Source organism: uncultured Merdimonas sp., from assembly GCF_963929015.1.
In the GTDB taxonomy this organism is placed as follows: Bacteria; Bacillota; Clostridia; order Lachnospirales; family Lachnospiraceae; genus Merdimonas.
Genome location: NZ_CAWVHE010000001.1, coordinates 65,253 through 86,196, shown reverse-complemented (window position 1 = coordinate 86,196; position 20,944 = coordinate 65,253). Strand labels below are relative to the sequence as shown.

Genomic DNA, 20,944 nt, shown 5'->3' with positions numbered 1-20,944 from the left:
ACGTAATTGGCAGGAAAAGAAGGTTATGACGTACTGCGTCTGATTGAGCACGGCCAGGGCTGTTATATCAGCTCAGAATATGTACGGGGAAGGCCTATGGCGCTGCAGCTGAAATATCAGCCATATCTTTCCCGGGAACAGATCCTGGAATGGATCAGCAGTATCCAGAGACAACTGGAGCAGCTGCATAAATGCAGGAATCATCCCTGCTATCAATATGTGAATCCCTACAGTATGATCATATCGGAGGAAGGGATTTTATACCTGGCAGATCTGGGGGCCGGATCCAATGAAGATCTGCTAAGGCTGATGCGAAGGAAAAGTATCAGGGAACATTTTCTGCCGCCTGGAGAACCGTATTACCGCAGAGCGTCGGTTGCGCTGGACGCCTACGGTATGGGAAAGACGGTGCAGTATCTTCTGGCCATGTCCGAGGCGGATCCGCCCCTTGGAAGACAGGACGTGGCGAAACTTCAAAAGTTTATTTCTCATTGTCTGAGAATAACATCTAAAAAACAGATTCAGAATCTTTCTGAGACGCGTAAATATATTCCCACCTGTAAGAAACAAAAAGAAATAAACGACCGGGAGCGGAAAAGGCCGGATCCGGGAAACACGGGGCGCAAGGCGCTGGCAGCGGCAGCTGTTCTGCTGTTGTTGTCTGCCGTTGTAAAAGAAGGGTTTTTCGCCTCTTCCGAAAAAGAGGTCTCTCAGGCCCAGACCAGGGAAGAGCCTGCAGCCGCGCCCGCGGATGCGTTTGCTGCGGGCAGGGAGAGGGTACGTCTGGCGCTTGCATATTTTCTGGAGCTAAAGGATTACGGGAAGGTTCTGGAAGTGCTGGAACCGGTCCGTAAAGAAGACAAAGAGGCAGAGCTTTTAAGTACGCTTGCGGAATATTTGACGACGCCGGAAGAGCCTGACGGAGAAGAAAAAGAAAATCTGGCAGGACAGATCAGGGAGCTGAAAGAGATTGTAGAAATAGATAAGACTCTGACAAAGGAAGACCGGCTTCAGTTTGACCTGTGTATGATCCGTGGCTGTCAGTTTGCAGATACCAGGGAATGTGACAGGGAAATCCTGCGGCTGGGGGAAGCCTGTCTGGAAAGCGGTCTTCTGGAGGAGGAGGCCAGAGTGCAGATCCAGAAAGATATGGCTGTCGCCTGCGAGGCGATCGGCGAGACGGAGAAAGCAGCAGAATTCTATGTGGGGATTCTGGAACAGGAAGAAGATCCGGGACAAAAGAAGGACTATTATGAAAAAGCAGCCGCTCTCTACGAACAGTGCGGCAGGATCGACAAGGCGGTGGAGACTGCCGCCAGTGCGGCAGCTGTACTGCCCCAGGAGCAAAGCTTTAAGATCCTGCATATCCGGCTTCTGTGTCAGGACCTTTCCATTGACCGGGGAGTTTGTGCACAGACGATCCGGGAATATCTGGCGGCTGATCCGGGCCTGGGAGAAAGCAGTGAGTTTCAGAATCTAAAAAACGAATATGGAATCCGGGTGGAAGGAGAAGAGGTATGGGTCGGAGAGTGAAGAGCATTGTGGAATTATTGATCCTGTTATTTTTACTGTACTTGCAGCAGGGATAAAACGGGCGCCGGATTTTTCCCGGCAGCCCGAAAACCCCATAAAAAGGGAGGATGCCGGGTGACTGAGTCTTCAGTCCCCGGCATGTATTATGAAAAAGTTTATTCAAAGCATTACTGCGTACCGTCTTGATTTCTTTTGATGGTTATAGTATACGCGGCAGCTGTGAAGAAATAGTGTTATATAGATGAAGGATTTTTGAAAGATACATGAACAAATTGTGAACAATAAACACGGATTTTACATTTAATACGTTGGAAAACCGGATAAAATGATATATACTATAAAAACACAGATGAAGAAAGGAATCAGAGAGATGAAGTATATATCGTTTGCGATCCCATGTTACAATTCACAGGAGTACATGTCCCACGCGATCGAGAGCATTCTGCCCGGCGGAGAAGATGTGGAGATTATCGTTGTCAACGATGGCTCCAAGGATGATACGCTAAAGATCGCACGGGAGTATGAGGCAAAATATCCGCAGATTGTCCGGGTGGTGGACAAGGAAAACGGCGGGCACGGAGACGCGGTAAATTCTGGTCTTGCATCTGCGTCCGGCAAATATTTTAAGGTTGTGGACAGCGACGACTGGGTAGACGAAGAGGCGCTGCAGAAGATTCTGGGTCTTTTGCGCCGGCTGGAGGACGAGGAAGAAGAGATCGATATGCTCGTTTCCAATTATGTGTATGAAAAGGTGGGCGTGGAGCATAAGAAATGTATCCATTACCGCAATGTGCTTCCCCAGGATGAGATCTTTCACTGGGATGACATCGGACATTTCCATCTGGGCCAGTATATTCTGATGCATTCCGTGATCTACCGGACAGACCTGCTGAAACTGATCCAGTTAAGGCTGCCGAAGCATACGTTTTATGTGGACAACATTTATGTATATTACCCCCTGCCCCACGTAAGAAAACTCTATTATCTGGATGTGGATTTCTATCGTTATTACATTGGACGGGAAGATCAGTCGGTAAATGAAAAGGTGATGATTAGCCGGGTGGACCAGCAGATTTTTGTGACGAAATCCATGATCGACATGTATGATCTTAGTAAGATTTCCTGCAAGAAACTGCGCGCGTACATGATCAATTATCTGGCGATCATGATGACGGTTTCCTCGATCCTTCTGATCCGCTCCAAGAAGAAAGAGAATCTGGATAAGAAAAAAGATCTCTGGGTTTATCTGAAGAAAAAAGACTTTAAAGTCTTCTTTAAGATCCGTTATGGCATATTAGGACAGACCATGAATATTCCGGGAAAGCCCGGAAGGAAAATTTCTTCTCTGGCCTACATTGTAGCCAGAAGACTGGTGGGATTTAATTAGGAACTTTGCAAAAAGCTGTGATGGGAGGCGATGGATATGGAATTGCGCGTGCTGAAATATTTTCTGACGGTAGCGGATGAAGGAAATATTACACGGGCTGCGGATATCCTTCATGTCACCCAGCCCACCTTAAGCCGCCAGCTGATAGAGTTGGAAGACGAACTGGGAACGGCGCTCCTGATCCGGGGGAAACGATCCGTGACTTTGACAGATGAGGGTTTCCTTTTTAAACAGCAGGCGGAAATGATCGTGGAACTCTCGGACAAGCTGGAACATACCTTTAAAGACAAAAAAGACGTGGTCTGCGGCACCATCCGGATCGGCGCTTCAGAAGCGGTGGGCTGCCGGGCGCTGGCCCTCTACATGAAAGAATTTCGTGAGAAATATCCGGATGTCCAGTTTGATCTTTATAATGGGATGGCGGACAACATCAAAGAGATGCTGGAACGAGGGTTGCTTGACCTGGGGCTCGTACTGGAGCCTGTCGATACTGCAAAATTTGAATATGTAAGGCTTCCCCAGAAAGAAACCTGGGGACTCCTTTTGAGAAAGGATCACGAACTTGCGGAAAAGGAAACCTTAACCGTGGAGGAGATCCGGCAGTATCCTCTGATCATGCCGGGGAGAGAGAATGCCAAAAATGAAGTTCTTCACTGGATGCAGTGCGAGGAAAGCCACCTGAATATTCCGGTTTATTACAACCTTCTTTCTAACGCCGCATTGCTGGTAGAGGCCGGGATGGGTTGTGCAGTCTGTCTGGACGGTGCATTATCCATACATGCGGATCCCGACCTTTGTTTTCGCCAGATCCTGCCGGAGCACACAACAAGGAGCGTGATCCTGTGGAAAAAGAATCATCTGTTTTCCCAGGCGGCGTCTCTTTTCGTACAGACAATCCAAGAATATTAAAAATGGTCATGGCATCAGCTAAAACGCTGGTGCCGTGGCTTTTTTTATTTCATAGATATACGAAAAACGTATGGTTTTTCATAGCAGACAGGTATTAGACAGGATATAGAAGACGGGGGATAATGAATAAAAAAGTAAGAGCTAAAGGATGAACACCTATATGAAAGAAAATATTTTGATCGTGTATTATTCTTATTCCGGAAAAACCCGCAGGATTGCAGAAGAGATCCAGAAACAGACAGGCGGCAGATTAAGCCAGATCTATCCAAGGCAGCCTTATCCGGCAGATTTTGATTGCCTTTTAAAGCAGGTGAGAGAGGAAAACAGATCGGAAAAGCTGCCTGCGCTGCTTCCCATAACAGAAAACGCCGCCAGATATGACATTGTTTTTGCCGGTTCGCCTAACTGGTGCGGAACGATTGCCCCGCCCCTGGCTGCCTGGCTTGGGAAAAATGATATGACAGGGAAGATGATCCTTCCTTTTTTCAGCCATTGCGGAGGAGAAGACAAGGGGATGGAACAGGCTGTGAGAGACAGATGCCCGGGAACGGACATAAAGAACAGCCTGTATGTATTGGAAAATGGCAGCGAAAACTTGTCCTATATGGTGCAGGCGTGGCTGGAGCAAAATTTTCCATCAGAGAGAAAGATAAATAATGAATAGTGGGAAGAAAAAAATAAAACTTGCGGTGGATATCCCGATGACGCTGACGCTTTTGTTTTTGATGGGGTATCAGATCTGGGGAGAATCCGCTCATGAGTGGGCGGGCGCTTTCATGCTTTTGCTTTTTATCGCCCATCATGCGCTGAACGGCGCCTGGTACAGAAATATATTCAAGGGGAAATATACCAGGATTCGTATTCTGATGTGTGCGGTGGATCTGGTGCTATTTGTGGTGATGATCTGTCTGATGGCAAGCGGGATTATCATGTCCAGGCATGTATTTGCCTTTCTTCCCATCAGAGGCGGGATGGGAACAGCCAGACTGGTCCATATGGCTGCCAGCTACTGGGGATTCGTGCTGATGGCTTTCCACCTGGGACTCCACTGGGCCATGATACTGGCACGGTTCCGGCAGATGTTCGGGGCGGGCAGGAATTCCAGAATCCGCCGTACAGTTCTCCGGATTGCCGGTGTTTTTATTGCGGGTTACGGCTTGTATGCATTTGTGGCAAGAGATCTGGCGACTTATATGTTCCTGCGGACACAGTTTGTGTTCCTGGATTACAACGAGTCCCCGCTTTCTTTTTACATAGATTATCTGGCCATGACAGGGCTGTTTATCTGGATCGCCCATTATCTGTCTACAAATTATCATTCCTGAAACGTATGAAAAACGATAAAAGACAGGTATTAGACTTAGAAAAAGATTACTTTTACAATGTAGATAAAGGCAGGAAAACCCCTGCCGGATTGGAGGAATAAATCATGAAGATCATAATTCTGGAAGGAAGTCCCAATACGCACGGCTCTTCCAACATGCTGGCGGATCATTTTATCCGGGGAGCCGAAGAAGCCAGACACACAGTCAAAGTAATTGATGCGGCACATGCGGATATCCATCCCTGTACCGGGTGTATCCATTGTGGTTATGAAGGCCCCTGCGTACAAAAGGATGACGTAGAGACATTCCGTAAGGATATTCTGGAGGCAGATATGATGGTATTTGTTACACCTCTGTATTATTACGGAATGTCAGCACAGCTGAAGACCCTGATCGACCGGTTCTGCGCTTTTAACAGCAGCATTCAGCGCAAACATATGAAGTCCGCTCTTCTGACAGCGGCATGGAACAGCGACGGCTGGACCTTTGATGCACTGGAAGCCCATTATAAGACGCTGGTACGGTATCTGAACCTGAAGGATATGGGAATGGTGCTGGGAAAGGGATGCGGCACACCATCCATGACACAGCATTCAAAATACCCGGAACAGGCATATGAACTCGGGAAAAAACTGAAATAAACAGAAACGAAAGGAAGTAAAGAACATGAAGAAAAATATCGGAAAGAGCCTTGCGCTTTATCCTACACCGCTGGTAGTAGTGGGAACCATGGTACATGGAAGACCAAATTACGTCCTGGTGGGACATGTGGGGATCATCGGCCATGACCGGATCATGGTCAGCCTTGCGAACCCCCATTACACCAATCAGGGAATTAAAGAGACAAAAGCGCTGACTGTGAATATTGTAGACGAAGCCATGCTGAAGAAAGCAGACCGGACTGGCTGCGTCAGCGGAAATAAAGTGGATAAGTCAGAGATGTTCCGGTTTCATACCGAAGGGACCGGGGCGCCTGTCATCGACGAGGCGCCGGTTGTGATGGACTGCACAGTGGACGACATCTATGAGACAGAAGGGTTTGAGAGCTTTATCTGCAAGATTGATGGCGTATACGCAGAAGAGAGCGTATTAAATGAAGCAGGAAAAATTGACTATCATACACTGAAGCCGGTTCTTTTCGAAATGCCCACCTACGAATATCTCCGTACAGGAGATGTCATCGGGAAATGTATGAACCTTGACCAATAACAGACGAAAAAAAGAATCAAAGTCAGGAGGACGCTTATGAAATCAAAATTATTAAAGAAATTGCTTTCCGCTATGCTTGTGGGAACTGTAGTATGCAGTCTTGCTGCATGTGGCGGCGGAACCGGTGAGGAAGAACAGCCAGAGACACAGGAGACGGCAGAAAATGCAGATACAGCGGCGGGAGAAGGCACCGCACTGATCGCTTATTTTTCCTGGTCAGGGAATACAGAGGCCGTAGCCCAGGAGATCCAGGCACAGACCGGTGCGGATCTGTTTGAGATTGTTCCGGCTGAGCCTTATACGGACGATTACAATGAACTTCTGGATATCGCACAGGAGGAGCAGAGCAGCGACGCCCGCCCGGCGATCGCAGAGACTGTGGATCTCTCGTCATATGACACCGTGTATCTCGGGTTCCCCAACTGGTGGGGAGATATGCCCATGATCCTGTATACATTTCTGGATGAGTATGATCTCTCAGGCAAGACGATCGCTCCGTTCAATACAAGAGGAGGCAGTGGATTTTCCGGTTCTTTGGATACCATCGCCCAGATGGAGCCGGAGGCAGAGATCACAGAAGGGATTTCTCTTGGAAGCGAAGAGGCAGAGGACTGTGCAGATGAGGTTGCAGAGTGGCTTGCCAACATGGGTATGACAGGGGAGGCGGATTCATAATGAGATATGCAAGATTAGGAAATTCCGAATTAAATGTATCCCGCATCTGCATGGGATGTATGGGTTTCGGGGATGCAAAGAACGGGCAGCATACGTGGACCATTGATGAGGAGCATACCCGGGAGATCATCCGTAAAGGCCTGGAATCCGGGATCAATTTTTACGACACTGCCATTGGATACCAGAGCGGCACAAGCGAGCAGTATCTGGGAAGGGCGCTGCGGGATTACGCAAAGCGGGATGAAGTGGTAGTTGCTACCAAATTTCTCCCCCGCACGCCGGAAGAGATCGAACAGGGCGTCCTGGCTCAGGAGCATATTGAACGGATGATCAACAAGAGCCTGGAAAATCTCGGGATGGACCATGTGGATCTGTATATTTATCATATGTGGGATTACGCAACGCCGCTGTATGACATCATGGAAGGCCTAAACAATGTGGTAAAAGAAGGAAAGGCAAGATATATCGGCATTTCCAACTGCTTTGCATATCAGCTGGCAAAAGCCAATGCACTGGCAGAGCGGGAAGGATTTGCGAAATTCATATCCATACAGGGGCATTACAATCTGATCTTCCGTGAAGAAGAGCGGGAGATGGAAAAGCTCTGCCGGGAAGACAATATCGCCATGACGCCGTACAGCGCCCTGGCAGGCGGGAGGCTCTCCAAGAAACCGGGAGAAACATCAAAAAGGCTCCGGGAGGACGACTATGCAAAGCTGAAATACAACGGCACAGCCGATGAAGACGGCGTGATCATCGCGCGGGTGGCGGAACTGGCCAAGAAGCGCGGCGTATCCATGACAGAGATCTCCCTTGCATGGCTGCTTACAAAGGTGACCGCTCCCATTGTGGGCGCCACGAAGCTTTCCCATGTGGAGGGAATGACAAAGGCGGCGGATCTGTGCCTGACAAAGGAAGAGATGGACTATCTGGAAGAACCGTATGTGCCCCACGCGCTGGTAGGCGTTATGGCGCAGAATACAGCAGAGCAGGCAAAGGAAAAGCATGTCTGGTCTACGGGAAATCAGAAACTGTAAAAAAGATTGATTTTGGAGGATACGAATATGGCAGAAATGAAAGCAATGCCCAGGATCGCTCTGGGAGCATGGGCATGGGGAAATGACGGAACATTTGGAGGAACTCTTACCCCGGAAGCACTGAAACCGGTATTTGACACTGCAATGAAAGAAGGGTTAAATCTCTGGGATACGGCCTATGCATATGGCATGGGTACCTCAGAAAAGGTACTGGGAGATTTCCTTCGAACGGTTCCGAGAGACAGCTATCTGATCTCAGATAAATTTACACCTCAGTGTGCGGATCCTGCGGCAGGGAACGCAGTGACAGCTCTGTATGAGAAGAGCGCGGAACTTCTGGGCACAGACTACATGGATTTCTACTGGATCCACAATCCGATGGATGCGCCAAAATGGGTGACAGAACTGATCCCTCTTGCAAAAAGCGGCAAGATCGGAAAGATCGGGCTTTCCAATCACAGCCTGGCAGAGATCAAAGAAGCGGCTGATATTCTGGCAAAGGAGGGATTGAAGATCTCTGCGATCCAGAACCATTACAGCCTGCTGAACCGGTCTTCCGAAACATCCGGCATCCTGGATTACTGTAAAGAAAATGATATCATTTTCTTCTCTTATATGGTACTGGAGCAGGGAGCCCTGACCGGGAAATATGACACAGAGCACCCCTTCCCGGAGGATTCTGACAGAGGCAAGACATATAATCCTATGCTGCCGGAGCTGGAGAAGCTGAATAAAGGGCTGGAAGAGATTGCTGACCGCCATCATGTGGCAACCGCACAGATCCCTGTTGCGTGGGCCATTGCAAAAGGAACGCTGCCGATCATCGGCGTGACCAAGGTTTATCAGGTGGAAGATGCTGCGAAAGCAGCGGCGATCCAACTGTCTGAGGAAGAGATTGCCATGATAGAGAAACTGGGCGATGAAGCACAGGTGAATGTGATCCGTTACTGGGAAAAGGAAATGAAGTAAGGAGAAATCAATCATGAAAACAGTGAGACTGAACAATGGCGTAGAAATGCCGATGGAGGGATTTGGAGTCTTTCAGATCCCGGAAGACAGCTGCGAACAGGTGGTGAAGGATGCTATTGATCTGGGTTACCGGCTGATTGACACTGCAAGTTCTTATCAAAACGAGAAGGCTGTGGGGCGGGCTGTCAAAAGCTGCGATGTGCCCCGGGAGAAACTGTTTATTACCACCAAGGCTTATATCCAGCAGATGGGATATGAGAAAACCAAGCAGGCTTTTCAGGAATCGTTGGATAATTTGGGACTGCAATATCTGGATCTCTATCTGATCCACATGCCCTTTGGAGATTACTATGGCTCCTGGAGAGCGCTGGAGGAATTATACAGAGAAGGGAAAGTCCGAGCCATCGGTGTGTGTAATTTTCTGCCGGATCGGTTGCTGGATCTGTATTATAACTCGGAAATCTCGCCGCAGATCAATCAGATAGAACGGCATCCCCATTATCAGCGAAAAGAAGACCTTGAGATCATGGACGAACTGAACGTACAGCCCCAGGCATGGGCTCCCTTTGCAGAAGGACTGAAAGGGATGTTTGATGAACCGATCTTAAAAGAAATCGCAGAAAAATATAAAAAAACCGTAGCGCAGGTTATTTTGCGCTGGAATGTCCAGCAGGGAGTGATCGTGATCCCGAAATCTGTTCACCGGGAGCGAATGAGAGAAAATCTTGATATCTGGAATTTTAAATTAGAAGATGCAGATATGGAACGAATCGGATCGCTGGATAAGAATTGTCCCTCTATGCTGGATACAAGGAAGGTCAGCGAAGTAAAGCGAGTATATGATTATCTCAATAATCCGGTGCTGACCAGTCTGTAAGAAAAAAGAGGAGGTGGCAGAAATGAAGAAAATTCTTTCCCTTTTGTTGGCCATAACATTGGTTTTTTCATTGGCGGCGTGCGGACAGAGTAGTGGGGACGGAACCGAGGCATCGACAGAGACTGAAACAACGGAAAGAAATGTAGAGGTGGGAGCCAGGAAGGTTCTGGTGGCTTATTTTTCCTGGGCGGATAATGCGATCCTGGAAGATGGCGTGGATGCAGTTACTTCGCCCAGCGTGATCCCGCCCGGGGATGTGCAGCAACTGGCAGGCTGGGTACAGGAGGAGACAGGCGGCGACCTGTTTTCCATCCGGGTCACGGATCCTTATCCCAGCGACTGGGACGCCTGCCTGGAGCAGGCGAATGAGGAGCGTGGCGATGACGCCCGGCCGCAGCTTCAGGAAAATGTAGAAAATATGGGGCAGTATGACACCGTGTTCCTGGGTTATCCCAACTGGTGGTATGGAGTACCCATGGCGCTTCTGACCTTCCTGGAGGGAAACGACCTTTCCGATAAGAATGTGTATCTTTTCTGTTCCCATGGCACCGGGGGACTGGCAGACAGCGTGGAACAGATCACGGAAGCTTCGCCGGAAGCTGTCATCTCCGATGATATCTTTGATTGTTATGAGGAAGATGCAGCTTCTTCAGAAGAGGAGATTAGGTCCTGGGTGGATGGACTGAGGTAATGGCTGGAACGATCACAATAGAAATCATAGAGCAATAGGAGGGAATCACTCATGAATCGAAAAGAAAGAACAGAACAGAAAATGCAGGAGCTGTTTCACAGTCATGCTGCCGGAGATGAAGGAACGGACGGCGAATTCATGCAGATCCTGCAGGGTTACATTTTTGGAGATGTCTGCTATACAGGCAGTCTGGACAACCGCATGAGAGAGTTGATCACGGTCACTGTGCTGACCACGATTAGTGCCCTGCCCCAGATCAAAGCCCATGTGCAGGCCAGCCTCAACGCCGGCTGCACACCGGTGGAGATCCGGGAGGCAGTTTACCAGTGTGCGCCCTTTATCGGTTTTCCCAAGACGCTCAATGCCATCAGCGCCATGAACGAAGTGTTTGCGGAGAACGGCATCGAACTGCCCCTGCCGTCCCAGAAGACTTTGACCGGCGAAAACTATGAGGAGCGCTATCAGAAAGGATTAAAGATCCAGGAGCCTCTCTATGGAACAGAGATCGCGGACCGTTATACCTGGCTGCCCGGCGAGTTTGACCAGGCAGTGCCCCGCTTCTTGACTGAGCTGAGCTTCGGGGACTTTCAGACCCGTGCCGGCCTCGACGGCAAGACCCGCGAGCTGCTCACGGTAGTGTTGCTGGCGGCTCTGGGCGGCGTAGAAGTGCAGTTGAAAAGCCATGTGGAAGGAGCGCTGAAGGCTGGTAATAGCCGGGAGGAAGTGGTCTGCGCTCTGGTCCATGCCAGCGGCTATATGGGGCTTCCCCGTCTGTTCAATGCGCTGAATGGGTGCAGGGAATTGTTGGAAGATTAAGTAGGATCTGAATTTGGAAAACGCCGAAAAGGAGAGAAAACTATGCGTATCAACGATAAAAATGAATTTAACAAAGAAAATGTATTTGGTCTTGGCAGCGCCAACACGGCCTATGCTCAGTATTTTGTGGGAAATTCCTATCTGAATCCCCTGACAGAGGCGGGAAAATGCCCGGTATTTCTGGCAAATGTCACCTTTGAGCCGGGGTGCCGCAACAACTGGCATATCCATCACGCTAAAAGCGGCGGCGGGCAGCTTCTCATCTGCACCGCCGGCGAGGGCTGGTATCAGGAGGAGGGGAAACCTGCCGTCAGTCTGACTCCCGGAATGGTCATCACCATTCCGGCGGAGGTGAAGCACTGGCACGGAGCCAAAAAGGACAGCTGGTTTTCCCACATTGCAGTAGAAGTGCCAGGTGAAGAGACCGGGAACGAGTGGTGCGAACCGGTGGACGATGAGGCCTATAACGGACTGGAGTAAGATAAGCCGGTATGTAAACGAACAAGGCAGGTATATTCCAGAAGCCATGCCACATACGATACATCAGATAGGATCTGGAAGGAGTCGTTGCATGGCTGTAGACGTTCGCGATATTTACGGAAGTCAGAAGATAGAAAATCTTTTGAATCTGGCGCTGGAGGCCACCGGTGAGGAGCGGGCAAAATCGCCGGAACTGGAAGTAGGATTTGATCCGGAAACGAAGACCTGGGAGCTGATCATCAAGTATTCGGGGGATCTTGGGAAGGTTTGGGAGCTGGCCGAAGAGGTCTATGAACTGCAAAATGAGTATGCGGTTCTGCTTGTCCGGGAGGACCGGATCCGGGAAATCGCTTCCCTGCCGGAAGTAGAATACATTGAAAAACCAAAGAGGCTGTTTTTTGAAGTGGAAAACGGAAGACGGGTTTCCTGTATCGATGCGGTACAGGGAGCCCGTTTTGCTTTATCCGGACAGGGCGTGCTGATCGGAATCCTGGATTCCGGACTGGATTATACCAACCCGGACTTCCTTACTGCAGAAGGCAAGACCAGGATCCGGGCTCTCTGGGATCAGGAGGAAGACCGGGAATATACAGAAGAGGAGATCAACAGGGCCCTGGAGGAGGAAGACCCGGACGCGAGAAGACAACTCGTCTCCAGTGAGGATACTTCTGGCCATGGAACAGCGGTCGCCGGGATTGCTGCTGGAAACGGCCGTGGGAGCGGCGGCCGATATGCGGGCGTGGCGCCGGAGAGTCCGCTGGTGATCGTCAAGCTGGCAAGAGCGAGGGCAGGCGGATTTCCCCGGACCACAGAACTGATGCGGGGACTGGATTATGTGATCCGCAAGGCACAGGAATACCAGAACCCCATCGCCGTGAATATCAGCTTTGGAAATACCTATGGATCCCATGACGGCACCTCTCTTCTGGAGCGGTTTATCGATGATCTGGCAAATATCTGGAAAAGCGTGATCTGCATCGGCACAGGCAATGAAGCTGCAGGCGCAGGGCATACCGCAGGAGTCTTAAAAGAAGGCGAGAATACCGTGATCCGCCTGGCCGTGCAGGAACGGCAGGCCGGGTTCGGCATCCAGATCTGGAAAGAATATACAGATGAGACGGAGATTGCGCTGGTCAGTCCAAGCGGCGTAAGAGTCGGGCCGGTACAGGCGATCCTGGGGCCTCAGCGGTTTACAGTGGAAGATACAGAAGTGCTTTTATACTATGGAGAACCAAGTCCGTACAGCACAGCTCAGGAAATATACATGGAACTGCTTCCCAAAAGCAGCTGGGTGGATGACGGCGTCTGGCAGATCGTCCTGACGCCCGGCCGTATCCTTTCAGGAGCCTACGAGCTCTGGCTGCCCGGCGAAGAGATCCTGAACCGGGAGACGGGATTTCTGTCTCCGGTAAGCCGCACCACGCTTACCATCCCTTCTACGTCATTTCGGGCTGTCAGCGTAGGGGCATATAATGCCCGGACCTTTGCATATGCGGATTTTTCGGGAAGAGGATATCCCAGAGGGAATCCACAGGTGAAACCGGATCTTGTAGCGCCTGGGGTAGATGTGGTCTCTGCCAAGGCGGGCGGCGGTTACGGACAGTTTACCGGTACATCCTTTGCCACGCCCTTTGTCACAGGGGGCGCGGCGCTTTTAATGGAATGGGGGATTGTAAAAGGAAATGATCCGTATCTGTACGGGGAGAAGGTGAAGGCATATCTCCGCAAAGGGGCGGCCAGACTGCCGGGATTTGACAGCTATCCCAATCCGCAGGTGGGATATGGGGCTTTGTGCCTGCGAAATAGCCTGCCAATATAAGGAAAATTATCCCTCAAGAACTTTCTGCATATCTTCCGGCAGGGGAGCGGTAAACTCCATCCATTGTCCAGTGATCGGATGGGAAAAACTTAAGCGGTAGGAGTGAAGCGCCTGCCGGGTGATCCATTCCATATCAGGATTATAAAGATAATCTCCGATCAAAGGATAACCAAGATATTTCATATGGATCCGTATCTGATGGGTGCGGCCGGTTTCCAGGCGTACGGAAACCAGGCTGTGCCCGTTTTTTTCGTCCAGAAGCCGGTAGTGGGTTATGGCCGGCTCTCCTTTTTCAAGATCCACAAACCGCTCAATGATCGAGCCCTCTTTTCGGCCGAGAGGAGCGCAGATCGTGCCGGATTCCGGGCTGATCTTCCCGCGGACAATGGCAAGATACTCCCGGCGGACTTCCTTTTTCTTTGTCATGGCTGATAAGATGCTGCCGCTGACCAGATGCTTGGCGACCACAGTGAGGCCGGAAGTGTCCCGGTCCAGCCGGTTGCAGCACCGGAAGATAAAAGGCTTGCCCTGCTCCTGATAATACCAAGTCAGCGCATTGGCAAGAGAACCGGTGTAATGGTTCAAAGATGGATGGATCGGCATGCCTGCCGGTTTATTTACGACAATCAGGTCTTCGTCCTCATAGACGATGGAAAGAGGAGCGTAGACGGGCGGGATTTTTTCGGAACATTTCTGTTCGCTGATATGAACCTGAAGCTGGTCGCCGGCTGCCAGCGGATGCTTCATATAACAGGGAACGCCGTTTACCAGGATGCTTTCGGGCATCCGTTTGATAGAAGCAAGATTCTGGGCAGAGTAGCCCATCCGGCGGAGAAACTGCTCCACCCGCAGTCCGTCCTGCCGGGTTGTGATAGGGTAAATGATCGTGCGGTCCATAGACATCCTCCTGACATTTTTCCAAGTATAACACAGAAAAGGAGAGGACGGGAACCGGAATTTTTAATAGATTTTTAAGTTGTGCCACACCGGGAAATGAAGTAGTATGGTAATGGAGACAGGAGAGGAAGGCGAGGCAAAATGACAGGACTAAGCACGCTGTGTTATATCGAAAAGGATGGAAAATATCTGATGCTTCACCGGACGGTGAAGAAGCAGGACGTCAATAAAGATAAATGGATCGGCGTCGGCGGACACTTTGAGGCGGACGAAAGCCCGGAGGAATGTGTCCTGCGGGAAGTGAAGGAGGAGACCGGTTATACGCTGACCTCTTACCGGTACCGGGGAATCGTCACCTTTGTTTCCGGAAACGGCGTGACGGAATATATGTCGCTCTTTACGGCGGACGGCTTTGAAGGAACGCCCATTCCCTGTGATGAAGGAGAACTGGAATGGGTGGATATTGACGAGGTCTGGAAGCTGAACATCTGGGAAGGGGACAAGATCTTTTTCCGTCTGCTGGACGAACGGGAGGATTTCTTCTCTTTGAAGCTGGTCTATGACGGACACGACCGTCTGGTGTCGGCGGCGCTTGACGGACAGCCTATGGAACTTTTTGATATCCTGAACCCGGATGGCAGCAAAAGCGGGATCGTAAGAGAACGGGGCGTGGCGCACCGGGAGGGAAGCCTTCACGGAACAGTGCATATGTGGATCGTCCGCCTGAATGAAGCAGGCGGGTACGATGTGCTGCTGCAGAAAAGAAGCGCCTGCAAGGATTCCAACCCCGGCTGTTATGACATCTCATCGGCAGGACATATAGAAGCTGGAGATGAGCCGTTGACTGCGGCGGTGCGGGAGATGGAAGAAGAACTGGGACTTCGGGTGCGCCCGGAGGAGCTGACATTTATCGGCGTTCACCGTGGTGCCTTTGAGGCGGAATTTTACGGGCGGATGTTCCGGGACAATGAATTAAGTTATGTATATCTTTACACCGGGCCGGTAGACGTCGCAGACCTGACGCTGCAGGAAGAAGAGGTGGAGTCTGTCCTGTGGATGGATTATGAGGAGTGCCGGCAGCAGGTGGAGGCAGGAACCCTTGCCAACTGCATTTATCTGGACGAGTTCCGGATGGTAGGGGAAGCCCTGGAGAAGCAGAGCAGCGGGCAGGAGAACGGACGAAAAAAGGAAGAATAGCAGGAGGCGGTCCTTATGTTGCGTCAGAATCGGTGGGAAAAAGAATGGACGATACTGGAGAAAAAAGAACTCCGTTATCTGGAGCGCCAGCGGGAAGAGAAAAAACCTTCGGCCCTTCGGCAGAAATTGGAAGAAAAGATTCCGGAAAAGCTGGAAGATACTTTAAATGCGGCTTTTGTCAAGGCTTTTGATCTGGTGTTTGAAAAGGGAACCGGGATCATTGAAAAGACCTATAACAAAGAGCAGCAGAAAATGGATTATCAGGTCCGTGAATATGCAGCCGGGTTAAAGGCAAACCGTAAGACTGTGAAGGCGTTCGGCAGGCAGTCACAGGCCGCCAGGGCGAAGAATCTGGCTATTTCCGGCGTGGAGGGAGTGGGACTTGGCCTGCTGGGCATTGGCATTCCGGATATCCCGCTTTTTACAGCCGTTATTTTAAAAAGTGTGTACGAGATTGCCCTGACATACGGCTTTACATATGAGAGCGAAGAAGAACAGTGGTTTATCCTGAAGATCATTGAGACCGCGCTGCGGAAAGGAGCGGAGCTGGAGCAGGGAAATACACTTTTGAACGGGTGGATAGACAGCCAGGCGAGGGGCGGGCATATGGGCGAGAAAGAAGCAGCCGGAAAGCAGCAGGAACAAAGGCGCCGGACCGCAGATGCATTGTCGGAAGCGCTCCTGTACATGAAATTTTTGCAGGGGATCCCGGTGGCTGGCGTTGCCGGAGGCATCTCCAACACGATTTACCTGAAGAAGATCACAGATTATGCAGAATTAAAATACAAACGACGGTTCTTAAGAACCAGGCTGCCGGAAGGCAGATAAAAATCACAGACAATCAAGTTACAAAGTCGCATATTGTGCAGAAAGGAGAAAAGAGCGATGGCAGTAGTACATTTAACCAAAGAAAACTTTCAAAAGGAGGTACTGGAATCGGATATTCCGGTATTTGTAGATTTCTGGGCAACCTGGTGCGGTCCCTGCCAGATGGTGGGCCCCATTGTGGAAGAACTTGCAGAAGAAGCAGAAGGTGTGAAGATCTGCAAAGTAGACGTAGATCAGCAGCCGGAACTGGCCAGACAGTACAAGGTAATGTCCATTCCCACCTTCCTGGTTTTCCGGGACGGAGAAGTGGTAAAGCGGGATATGGGATACAAACCCAAAGACGAGCTTTGGGATTTGTTAAAATAATTCTTTGATTTTCGCTCCGAATGTGCTATACTCCTTTCATGGGGTATTAGCGCAGTTGGGAGCGCGCCACACTGGCAGTGTGGAGGCCACGGGTTCAAGTCCCGTATACTCCACTTTATGATTTGCAAAGAAAAAGCCTGGAAGGATCTTCCTTCCAGGCCTTTTCATTACCTGACGATAAAGGGGACGGGGGATTTCTGAAAATCCCCCGTCCCCATTTGATTATGGGCATGAAAAAATCGGGGTAACAGGATTCGAACCTGCGACCTCACGGCCCCCAGCCGTGCGCTCTAACCAAACTGAGCCATACCCCGATAACAGAATTTATTATACTCGAAATGTGTCGTATAATGCAAGCTTTTTTTTAGAAATTTGCCAGAAATTTTGAGATGGCTATTTTCTTCTATTTTATCCTGTTTTCTGGTAAATTATGCTACAATGAGGAAAAGAGTCATAAAAATATACAGAGAAAGGAACAAAAAATATGAAAGTAATCGTTATGGGTCCGAGAGGCAAGATGGGAAAACTGATCACGCAGGTGGCCGCGCAGAGAGAAGATATGGAACTTGTGGCCGGCGTGGCTCCGAAGGGAAGAGACTATATCGGCGCGGATCTTGGAACGGCGGCTATGGTCGGCCGGGAACTGGGGGTTCCGGTGACAGACGACCTGGCGTCCGTAATCAACGACTGTGATGTGATCATTGATTTTTCCACAAAGGAAGCGGCCATGGAAGTTCTTGACCTGGCTGTGACACACGGCAAGGCGCTGGTGTGCGGCACGACCGGGTTTGGCCCTGAGGAAATGGCCCGGTTCCGGGAGGCGTCAGAGAAGATCCCTATGCTGTATGCGGCGAACACCTCGAAAATGGTAAATGTTATGAACAAACTGCTGGAAATGGTGGTGAATATCTTAAAGGATGATGTCGATGTAGAAATCCTGGAAATGCATGACCAGTGGAAAAAAGACGCGCCCAGCGGCACGTCAAAAGAAATGGGAGAGATCATGGCCCATGCGATGGGAAAGGAACTCTCCGATATTGCTGTTTATGGAAGAGAAGGCGCTTCACCCAGGGTTCCCGGCACGATCGGATACCACTCTTTGCGGGCGGGCAATATCCCCAGCAGTCACACCGTTTTCTTTGGCGGCATGGGAGAGCGGTTGGAGATCACCCATCATTCGTATAACTGGGAATGCTTTGCAAGAGGCGCCTGCGACTGCGCGGCCTATCTCGCGGGCAAACCGGCAGGATTCTATACGATCCAGGACGTGCTTGGCTTATAGAAGAGTGGCGTCCTTTTCTGCCATCCGCATCTGCTCCAGGCGTTTGATCTGCTCGTCCAGTTTATGAGAGGTCAGATAAGAGAAGACACTTTTAGGAACCAGGTGTGCCCACTCCTGATCCGTGGCGATGCAGCTTCGGATCCAGGAGGCGGTCACACCTTTTTCTGTCAGAGTTTTTCTCCAAAGGATTTCTACCGTCAGTCCAAGTCCGGTCAGGATCTTATATTTTTCCTCGTCCCATTCATCGCAGAGCCCCATAAAATAAGTGGCGTCCTTTGGGACATACTGGAGGATGTATTCCGGGCAGCTGATCGGAAATGGTAAAATGTCATATTCCGACTCCGGCACCCGGAATTCCGCCATGGCGCCCCGGAGAAGCTCGTAGCGTTCAAAATAGGTAAGCGGGTTGGCAGACCGCTCCGAACGCCGGATGTCGTGGATGGAATCCCTGGTGTGCAGGGCGTCCGGGTTGGTAATCCCGATATATAATTTCCGGCAGCGCATTTTGGCGGCCAGAATGTATTCCATATGTTTTAAATGCAGCGGCTGAAATCTTCCGTGTACAACACCGATATCAATCATGGTTTTCTCCTTTTTGTTCTTTCATAAGACCAGTATACCCCGGGTACTTCTGCCGGTGCAAGAGTCTCTCCTTTAAGAATGCGGTTTTTTCTGAAGAAAAATATGGCAGACTGTGAGTCTGATTGCCCGCTCCGGCCAACAGATGGAGCTGCCCCTTCTGGAGGCGTAAGAGAGCTGCCAGAGGGTTTTGCTTAAGCTCAACATACTGGATCTTCGGATAGGCTGCGATGGTAGTACGGATTTCCAGATAACCGCTGGCACATAGGAGGAAGTTTTCGTTCAGCGTACAGCCGGAGGACAGATACCTTAACAGCATAAGGAGGATCCCAAGGCCTGCGAACAGAGCAGGCAGCGCGGCGCACCAGAAGAAAGTCAGGATCTGAAACCAGTAAAGACACCAGGCTGAAAAACAAATAAGACTTTCTGTGATACAAAAAGGAATCAGCCACACAGCCCAGACTTTTGCAGGTTGTTTTTGCACTTCCGTTTCCAGCGCCTCGGAAAACTCCGGAAGAAGCAGACGGAGTTTTTCCTGCAGGGCTTCTTTTTTGCAGTACAGGATCAGATAAGAATTTCGGTCATTCTCGTCGTCTCCCATTCCCACATTGATAATTTCTGCCATATAGCGCCCGCCAAGTCTTGCCAGAAATGTCTGATTTAACTTCAGAGCCTGGATCTTGTCTACCGGTACGGTGTAGGCAACCTTGCGGAGCAGTCCGTACTGGATGTACAGCCGGTCTGCGTTTCGTTTCGCGCGGAAGCTGTAGTACTGGATAAATCCTCTGGCAATGCTGTAAAAGGATGAGGCAAAAAGTCCAAAGATTACCAAAAATGATCCGAGGAATCCGGCGACTCCCCCGGCTGTCTCACCAATGAGAAATTCCCGGACAGAGAAGATGGCGCCTGCGATACTAAGCGCCAGGATAAGGATCGAAAAAAGACTGATAGAAAAGAATCCATGAGTCATAATATCTGAAAAATCCGCCCGGGAATCATAAAGGGTAAGATCGTCTTCCGGGACATTTGCCGGAGCGTCAGACGCAGGTAGCGTATCCGGGGCGGCCTGCCGGATCCGCGCATTCAGATAATTGCGAAGCTCCTGTGCATCGCGGGTCTTAAGGAGGATCTGCACATCTGTTTTATTGGCGGTGGACAGACTGTTGGTGTCCAGCTTGATCTTACTGGTGCCAAGCAGCATTTCAAAGAGGTTCTGTTCAGTATTTACATTGGAAATACTGTCCAGCGCAAAGGTATTCTTTTTGCGGTTCATGGTGTTTTGCTCGATAACAAGTGTGTTCTCGGAAATGCTGATATAGGTTTTTGACCAGATCAGGAGCTGCCATCCAAGAAGGAGCAAAAACAATAGAAAAATTCCGGCAAGACCGCCAAGAAAGGCCGGGAGATTTTCTAAAATGTGGCCTGCGTCTTCCAGAAGATCCGGAAGGTTCTGGGAAAGATTCCCGATTAGAAGAGCGCCTAAAAAAACCAGGCCACGGACCATGCGCTCTGCTACAATGGAAATATGATTGCGAAATCTAATGGGTGTTTTCATAAATATCCCTCTGTTCTGCTGCGATCTGGTTAATGCGGTGGCGCAGGGTGTCTGCGATCTCTTCTGCTTTTGCCGTTTCCAGAAAACGAATGGTGACATCGCCGCCGGCGGTGGTTACGATTACTTTGGCAACGCCAAAAAACTGATCCAGCGGCCCTCTGGCCGTCTGGAGTTTATGAAGCCGTTCAATGGGGACAATCTCTCTTTTCTTAAACAGGTAGCCTTCCCGGATGTCGATGCATTCCGAATCAATCCCGTACCGGTAACGGTGATAGCGCAGCCAGGGGCCGAAAAGAAGATCCACAAAGATCACAAAGGCCAGGAACAGGGAGGCCAGCTTCCCGGGAACAATGTCCTGCGGCAGAAAGAGAAAATAATTCAGGGCGCCGAGGACTGCCAGACCCAGGAGACTGGAGATGGCAGTGGCGGCATACATACATTTGAGCGCCTGGCCGGAAAGTTTTTTATAGTTCATAAGAATCCGTTCTCCTTTGTGTAAAATGGTTAGTAAAA

The 20,944-nt window shown here is 50.2% G+C and carries 23 protein-coding genes and 2 tRNA genes; 20 read left to right on the top strand and 5 right to left on the bottom strand.

The window, feature by feature from the left end:
• Nucleotides 1-6 precede the first annotated feature (6 nt).
• From ABGT54_RS00415 to ABGT54_RS00345, 15 genes are all read left to right on the top strand, one after another.
• Complete coding sequence (locus tag ABGT54_RS00415) at nt 7-1,533, top strand: hypothetical protein (protein ID WP_346662345.1); 1,527 nt, start codon at nt 7-9, stop codon at nt 1,531-1,533.
• Nucleotides 1,534-1,903: 370 nt separating this feature from the next.
• Nucleotides 1,904-2,920, top strand: coding sequence for a glycosyltransferase family 2 protein (locus tag ABGT54_RS00410; RefSeq protein ID WP_346662344.1), 1,017 nt, complete (start codon nt 1,904-1,906; stop codon nt 2,918-2,920).
• Between the two features lie 36 nt (nt 2,921-2,956).
• Nucleotides 2,957-3,829, top strand: coding sequence for a LysR family transcriptional regulator (locus ABGT54_RS00405; RefSeq protein ID WP_346662343.1), 873 nt, complete (start codon nt 2,957-2,959; stop codon nt 3,827-3,829).
• Nucleotides 3,830-3,989: 160 nt separating this feature from the next.
• Entirely contained in the window at nt 3,990-4,493 is a 504-nt protein-coding gene (locus tag ABGT54_RS00400) for a flavodoxin (protein WP_346662342.1), read from the top strand.
• On the top strand, nt 4,486-5,154 hold the full coding sequence (locus ABGT54_RS00395) for a DUF4405 domain-containing protein (protein WP_346662341.1): 669 nt from the start codon (nt 4,486-4,488) through the stop codon (nt 5,152-5,154). The genes ABGT54_RS00400 and ABGT54_RS00395 overlap by 8 nt, the downstream gene beginning before the upstream one ends.
• A 104-nt stretch (nt 5,155-5,258) precedes the next feature.
• Nucleotides 5,259-5,795: a flavodoxin family protein gene (locus ABGT54_RS00390; protein WP_346662340.1), complete on the top strand. Its 537-nt coding sequence runs from the start codon at nt 5,259-5,261 to the stop codon at nt 5,793-5,795.
• A 25-nt stretch (nt 5,796-5,820) separates the two neighbouring features.
• Nucleotides 5,821-6,363 carry a flavin reductase family protein gene (locus tag ABGT54_RS00385; protein ID WP_346662339.1) on the top strand — a complete coding sequence of 181 codons (543 nt, stop codon included), beginning with the start codon at nt 5,821-5,823 and terminating at the stop codon, nt 6,361-6,363.
• A 36-nt stretch (nt 6,364-6,399) separates the two neighbouring features.
• Nucleotides 6,400-7,038: a flavodoxin gene (locus ABGT54_RS00380; protein WP_346662338.1), complete on the top strand. Its 639-nt coding sequence runs from the start codon at nt 6,400-6,402 to the stop codon at nt 7,036-7,038.
• Nucleotides 7,038-8,075 carry an aldo/keto reductase gene (locus tag ABGT54_RS00375; protein WP_346662337.1) on the top strand — a complete coding sequence of 346 codons (1,038 nt, stop codon included), beginning with the start codon at nt 7,038-7,040 and terminating at the stop codon, nt 8,073-8,075. Before ABGT54_RS00380 ends, ABGT54_RS00375 begins: the two co-directional genes overlap by 1 nt.
• 27 nt (nt 8,076-8,102) lie before the next feature.
• On the top strand, nt 8,103-9,044 hold the full coding sequence (locus ABGT54_RS00370; protein WP_346662336.1) for an aldo/keto reductase: 942 nt from the start codon (nt 8,103-8,105) through the stop codon (nt 9,042-9,044).
• A gap of 13 nt (nt 9,045-9,057) precedes the next feature.
• Nucleotides 9,058-9,921: an aldo/keto reductase gene (locus ABGT54_RS00365; protein ID WP_346662335.1), complete on the top strand. Its 864-nt coding sequence runs from the start codon at nt 9,058-9,060 to the stop codon at nt 9,919-9,921.
• Between the two features lie 22 nt (nt 9,922-9,943).
• A complete protein-coding gene (locus ABGT54_RS00360; protein WP_346662334.1) occupies nt 9,944-10,612 on the top strand; it encodes a flavodoxin in 669 nt (222 codons plus the stop codon).
• A gap of 51 nt (nt 10,613-10,663) precedes the next feature.
• Nucleotides 10,664-11,428, top strand: coding sequence for a carboxymuconolactone decarboxylase family protein (locus ABGT54_RS00355; RefSeq protein WP_346662333.1), 765 nt, complete (start codon nt 10,664-10,666; stop codon nt 11,426-11,428).
• Nucleotides 11,429-11,470: 42 nt separating this feature from the next.
• Nucleotides 11,471-11,908: a cupin domain-containing protein gene (locus ABGT54_RS00350; protein ID WP_346662332.1), complete on the top strand. Its 438-nt coding sequence runs from the start codon at nt 11,471-11,473 to the stop codon at nt 11,906-11,908.
• A 91-nt stretch (nt 11,909-11,999) separates the two neighbouring features.
• Nucleotides 12,000-13,727 (top strand): S8 family peptidase, encoded by a 1,728-nt coding sequence (locus ABGT54_RS00345; RefSeq protein ID WP_346662331.1) that lies wholly within the window; start codon nt 12,000-12,002, stop codon nt 13,725-13,727.
• 6 nt (nt 13,728-13,733) lie between these two features.
• Here the strand turns inward: ABGT54_RS00345 and ABGT54_RS00340 are convergent, their stop codons facing one another.
• Nucleotides 13,734-14,624, bottom strand: a complete 891-nt coding sequence (locus tag ABGT54_RS00340) for an RluA family pseudouridine synthase (RefSeq protein ID WP_346662330.1) — start codon at nt 14,622-14,624, stop codon at nt 13,734-13,736.
• Between the two features lie 141 nt (nt 14,625-14,765).
• Here ABGT54_RS00340 and ABGT54_RS00335 point away from each other — a divergent pair, with 141 nt between their 5' ends.
• The 4 genes from ABGT54_RS00335 to ABGT54_RS00320 all read left to right on the top strand — a co-directional run bounded on the left by ABGT54_RS00335 (nt 14,766) and on the right by ABGT54_RS00320 (nt 17,128).
• Nucleotides 14,766-15,821, top strand: a complete 1,056-nt coding sequence (locus ABGT54_RS00335) for an NUDIX domain-containing protein (protein ID WP_346662329.1) — start codon at nt 14,766-14,768, stop codon at nt 15,819-15,821.
• Nucleotides 15,822-15,836: 15 nt separating this feature from the next.
• The gene (locus ABGT54_RS00330; RefSeq protein ID WP_346662328.1) at nt 15,837-16,649 is read left to right on the top strand and encodes an EcsC family protein; all 813 of its coding nucleotides are present in this window, start codon (nt 15,837-15,839) and stop codon (nt 16,647-16,649) included.
• A 57-nt stretch (nt 16,650-16,706) separates the two neighbouring features.
• Nucleotides 16,707-17,015: a thioredoxin gene (gene trxA, locus ABGT54_RS00325; protein ID WP_346662327.1), complete on the top strand. Its 309-nt coding sequence runs from the start codon at nt 16,707-16,709 to the stop codon at nt 17,013-17,015.
• A gap of 40 nt (nt 17,016-17,055) precedes the next feature.
• A tRNA-Ala gene (locus ABGT54_RS00320) sits at nt 17,056-17,128 on the top strand.
• Nucleotides 17,129-17,254: 126 nt separating this feature from the next.
• On the opposite strand, the gene ABGT54_RS00315 is transcribed toward ABGT54_RS00320, so the two are convergent.
• Nucleotides 17,255-17,329 (bottom strand) — tRNA-Pro (locus ABGT54_RS00315).
• A gap of 170 nt (nt 17,330-17,499) precedes the next feature.
• Between ABGT54_RS00315 and dapB the strand changes: the two genes are divergently transcribed.
• On the top strand, nt 17,500-18,297 hold the full coding sequence (dapB, locus tag ABGT54_RS00310) for a 4-hydroxy-tetrahydrodipicolinate reductase (protein ID WP_346662326.1): 798 nt from the start codon (nt 17,500-17,502) through the stop codon (nt 18,295-18,297).
• On the opposite strand, the gene ABGT54_RS00305 is transcribed toward dapB, so the two are convergent.
• Genes ABGT54_RS00305 through ABGT54_RS00295 form a run of 3 tightly spaced genes read right to left on the bottom strand, consistent with a single transcriptional unit; the run spans nt 18,292 to nt 20,906 of the window.
• A complete protein-coding gene (locus tag ABGT54_RS00305) occupies nt 18,292-18,879 on the bottom strand; it encodes a nicotinate-nucleotide adenylyltransferase (RefSeq protein ID WP_346662325.1) in 588 nt (195 codons plus the stop codon). The genes dapB and ABGT54_RS00305 overlap by 6 nt on opposite strands.
• Nucleotides 18,872-20,431, bottom strand: a complete 1,560-nt coding sequence (locus tag ABGT54_RS00300; protein ID WP_346662324.1) for a PH domain-containing protein — start codon at nt 20,429-20,431, stop codon at nt 18,872-18,874. The genes ABGT54_RS00305 and ABGT54_RS00300 overlap by 8 nt, the downstream gene beginning before the upstream one ends.
• Nucleotides 20,415-20,906, bottom strand: a complete 492-nt coding sequence (locus ABGT54_RS00295; RefSeq protein WP_346662323.1) for a PH domain-containing protein — start codon at nt 20,904-20,906, stop codon at nt 20,415-20,417. The genes ABGT54_RS00300 and ABGT54_RS00295 overlap by 17 nt, the downstream gene beginning before the upstream one ends.
• Between the last annotated feature and the right edge of the window lie 38 nt (nt 20,907-20,944).

What these genes read in the sequence shown, in the direction of transcription:
- ABGT54_RS00410 (WP_346662344.1), top strand. Translation starts at nt 1,904, where the DNA reads ATGAAGTATATATCGTTTGCGATCCCATGTTACAATTCACAGGAGTAC.
- ABGT54_RS00405 (WP_346662343.1), top strand. Translation starts at nt 2,957, where the DNA reads ATGGAATTGCGCGTGCTGAAATATTTTCTGACGGTAGCGGATGAAGGA.
- ABGT54_RS00400 (WP_346662342.1), top strand. Translation starts at nt 3,990, where the DNA reads ATGAAAGAAAATATTTTGATCGTGTATTATTCTTATTCCGGAAAAACC.
- ABGT54_RS00395 (WP_346662341.1), top strand. Translation starts at nt 4,486, where the DNA reads ATGAATAGTGGGAAGAAAAAAATAAAACTTGCGGTGGATATCCCGATG.
- ABGT54_RS00390 (WP_346662340.1), top strand. Translation starts at nt 5,259, where the DNA reads ATGAAGATCATAATTCTGGAAGGAAGTCCCAATACGCACGGCTCTTCC.
- ABGT54_RS00385 (WP_346662339.1), top strand. Translation starts at nt 5,821, where the DNA reads ATGAAGAAAAATATCGGAAAGAGCCTTGCGCTTTATCCTACACCGCTG.
- ABGT54_RS00380 (WP_346662338.1), top strand. Translation starts at nt 6,400, where the DNA reads ATGAAATCAAAATTATTAAAGAAATTGCTTTCCGCTATGCTTGTGGGA.
- ABGT54_RS00375 (WP_346662337.1), top strand. Translation starts at nt 7,038, where the DNA reads ATGAGATATGCAAGATTAGGAAATTCCGAATTAAATGTATCCCGCATC.
- ABGT54_RS00370 (WP_346662336.1), top strand. Translation starts at nt 8,103, where the DNA reads ATGGCAGAAATGAAAGCAATGCCCAGGATCGCTCTGGGAGCATGGGCA.
- ABGT54_RS00365 (WP_346662335.1), top strand. Translation starts at nt 9,058, where the DNA reads ATGAAAACAGTGAGACTGAACAATGGCGTAGAAATGCCGATGGAGGGA.
- ABGT54_RS00360 (WP_346662334.1), top strand. Translation starts at nt 9,944, where the DNA reads ATGAAGAAAATTCTTTCCCTTTTGTTGGCCATAACATTGGTTTTTTCA.
- ABGT54_RS00355 (WP_346662333.1), top strand. Translation starts at nt 10,664, where the DNA reads ATGAATCGAAAAGAAAGAACAGAACAGAAAATGCAGGAGCTGTTTCAC.
- ABGT54_RS00350 (WP_346662332.1), top strand. Translation starts at nt 11,471, where the DNA reads ATGCGTATCAACGATAAAAATGAATTTAACAAAGAAAATGTATTTGGT.
- ABGT54_RS00345 (WP_346662331.1), top strand. Translation starts at nt 12,000, where the DNA reads ATGGCTGTAGACGTTCGCGATATTTACGGAAGTCAGAAGATAGAAAAT.
- ABGT54_RS00340 (WP_346662330.1), bottom strand. Translation starts at nt 14,624, where the DNA reads ATGGACCGCACGATCATTTACCCTATCACAACCCGGCAGGACGGACTG.
- ABGT54_RS00335 (WP_346662329.1), top strand. Translation starts at nt 14,766, where the DNA reads ATGACAGGACTAAGCACGCTGTGTTATATCGAAAAGGATGGAAAATAT.
- ABGT54_RS00330 (WP_346662328.1), top strand. Translation starts at nt 15,837, where the DNA reads ATGTTGCGTCAGAATCGGTGGGAAAAAGAATGGACGATACTGGAGAAA.
- trxA (WP_346662327.1), top strand. Translation starts at nt 16,707, where the DNA reads ATGGCAGTAGTACATTTAACCAAAGAAAACTTTCAAAAGGAGGTACTG.
- dapB (WP_346662326.1), top strand. Translation starts at nt 17,500, where the DNA reads ATGAAAGTAATCGTTATGGGTCCGAGAGGCAAGATGGGAAAACTGATC.
- ABGT54_RS00305 (WP_346662325.1), bottom strand. Translation starts at nt 18,879, where the DNA reads ATGATTGATATCGGTGTTGTACACGGAAGATTTCAGCCGCTGCATTTA.
- ABGT54_RS00300 (WP_346662324.1), bottom strand. Translation starts at nt 20,431, where the DNA reads ATGAAAACACCCATTAGATTTCGCAATCATATTTCCATTGTAGCAGAG.
- ABGT54_RS00295 (WP_346662323.1), bottom strand. Translation starts at nt 20,906, where the DNA reads ATGAACTATAAAAAACTTTCCGGCCAGGCGCTCAAATGTATGTATGCC.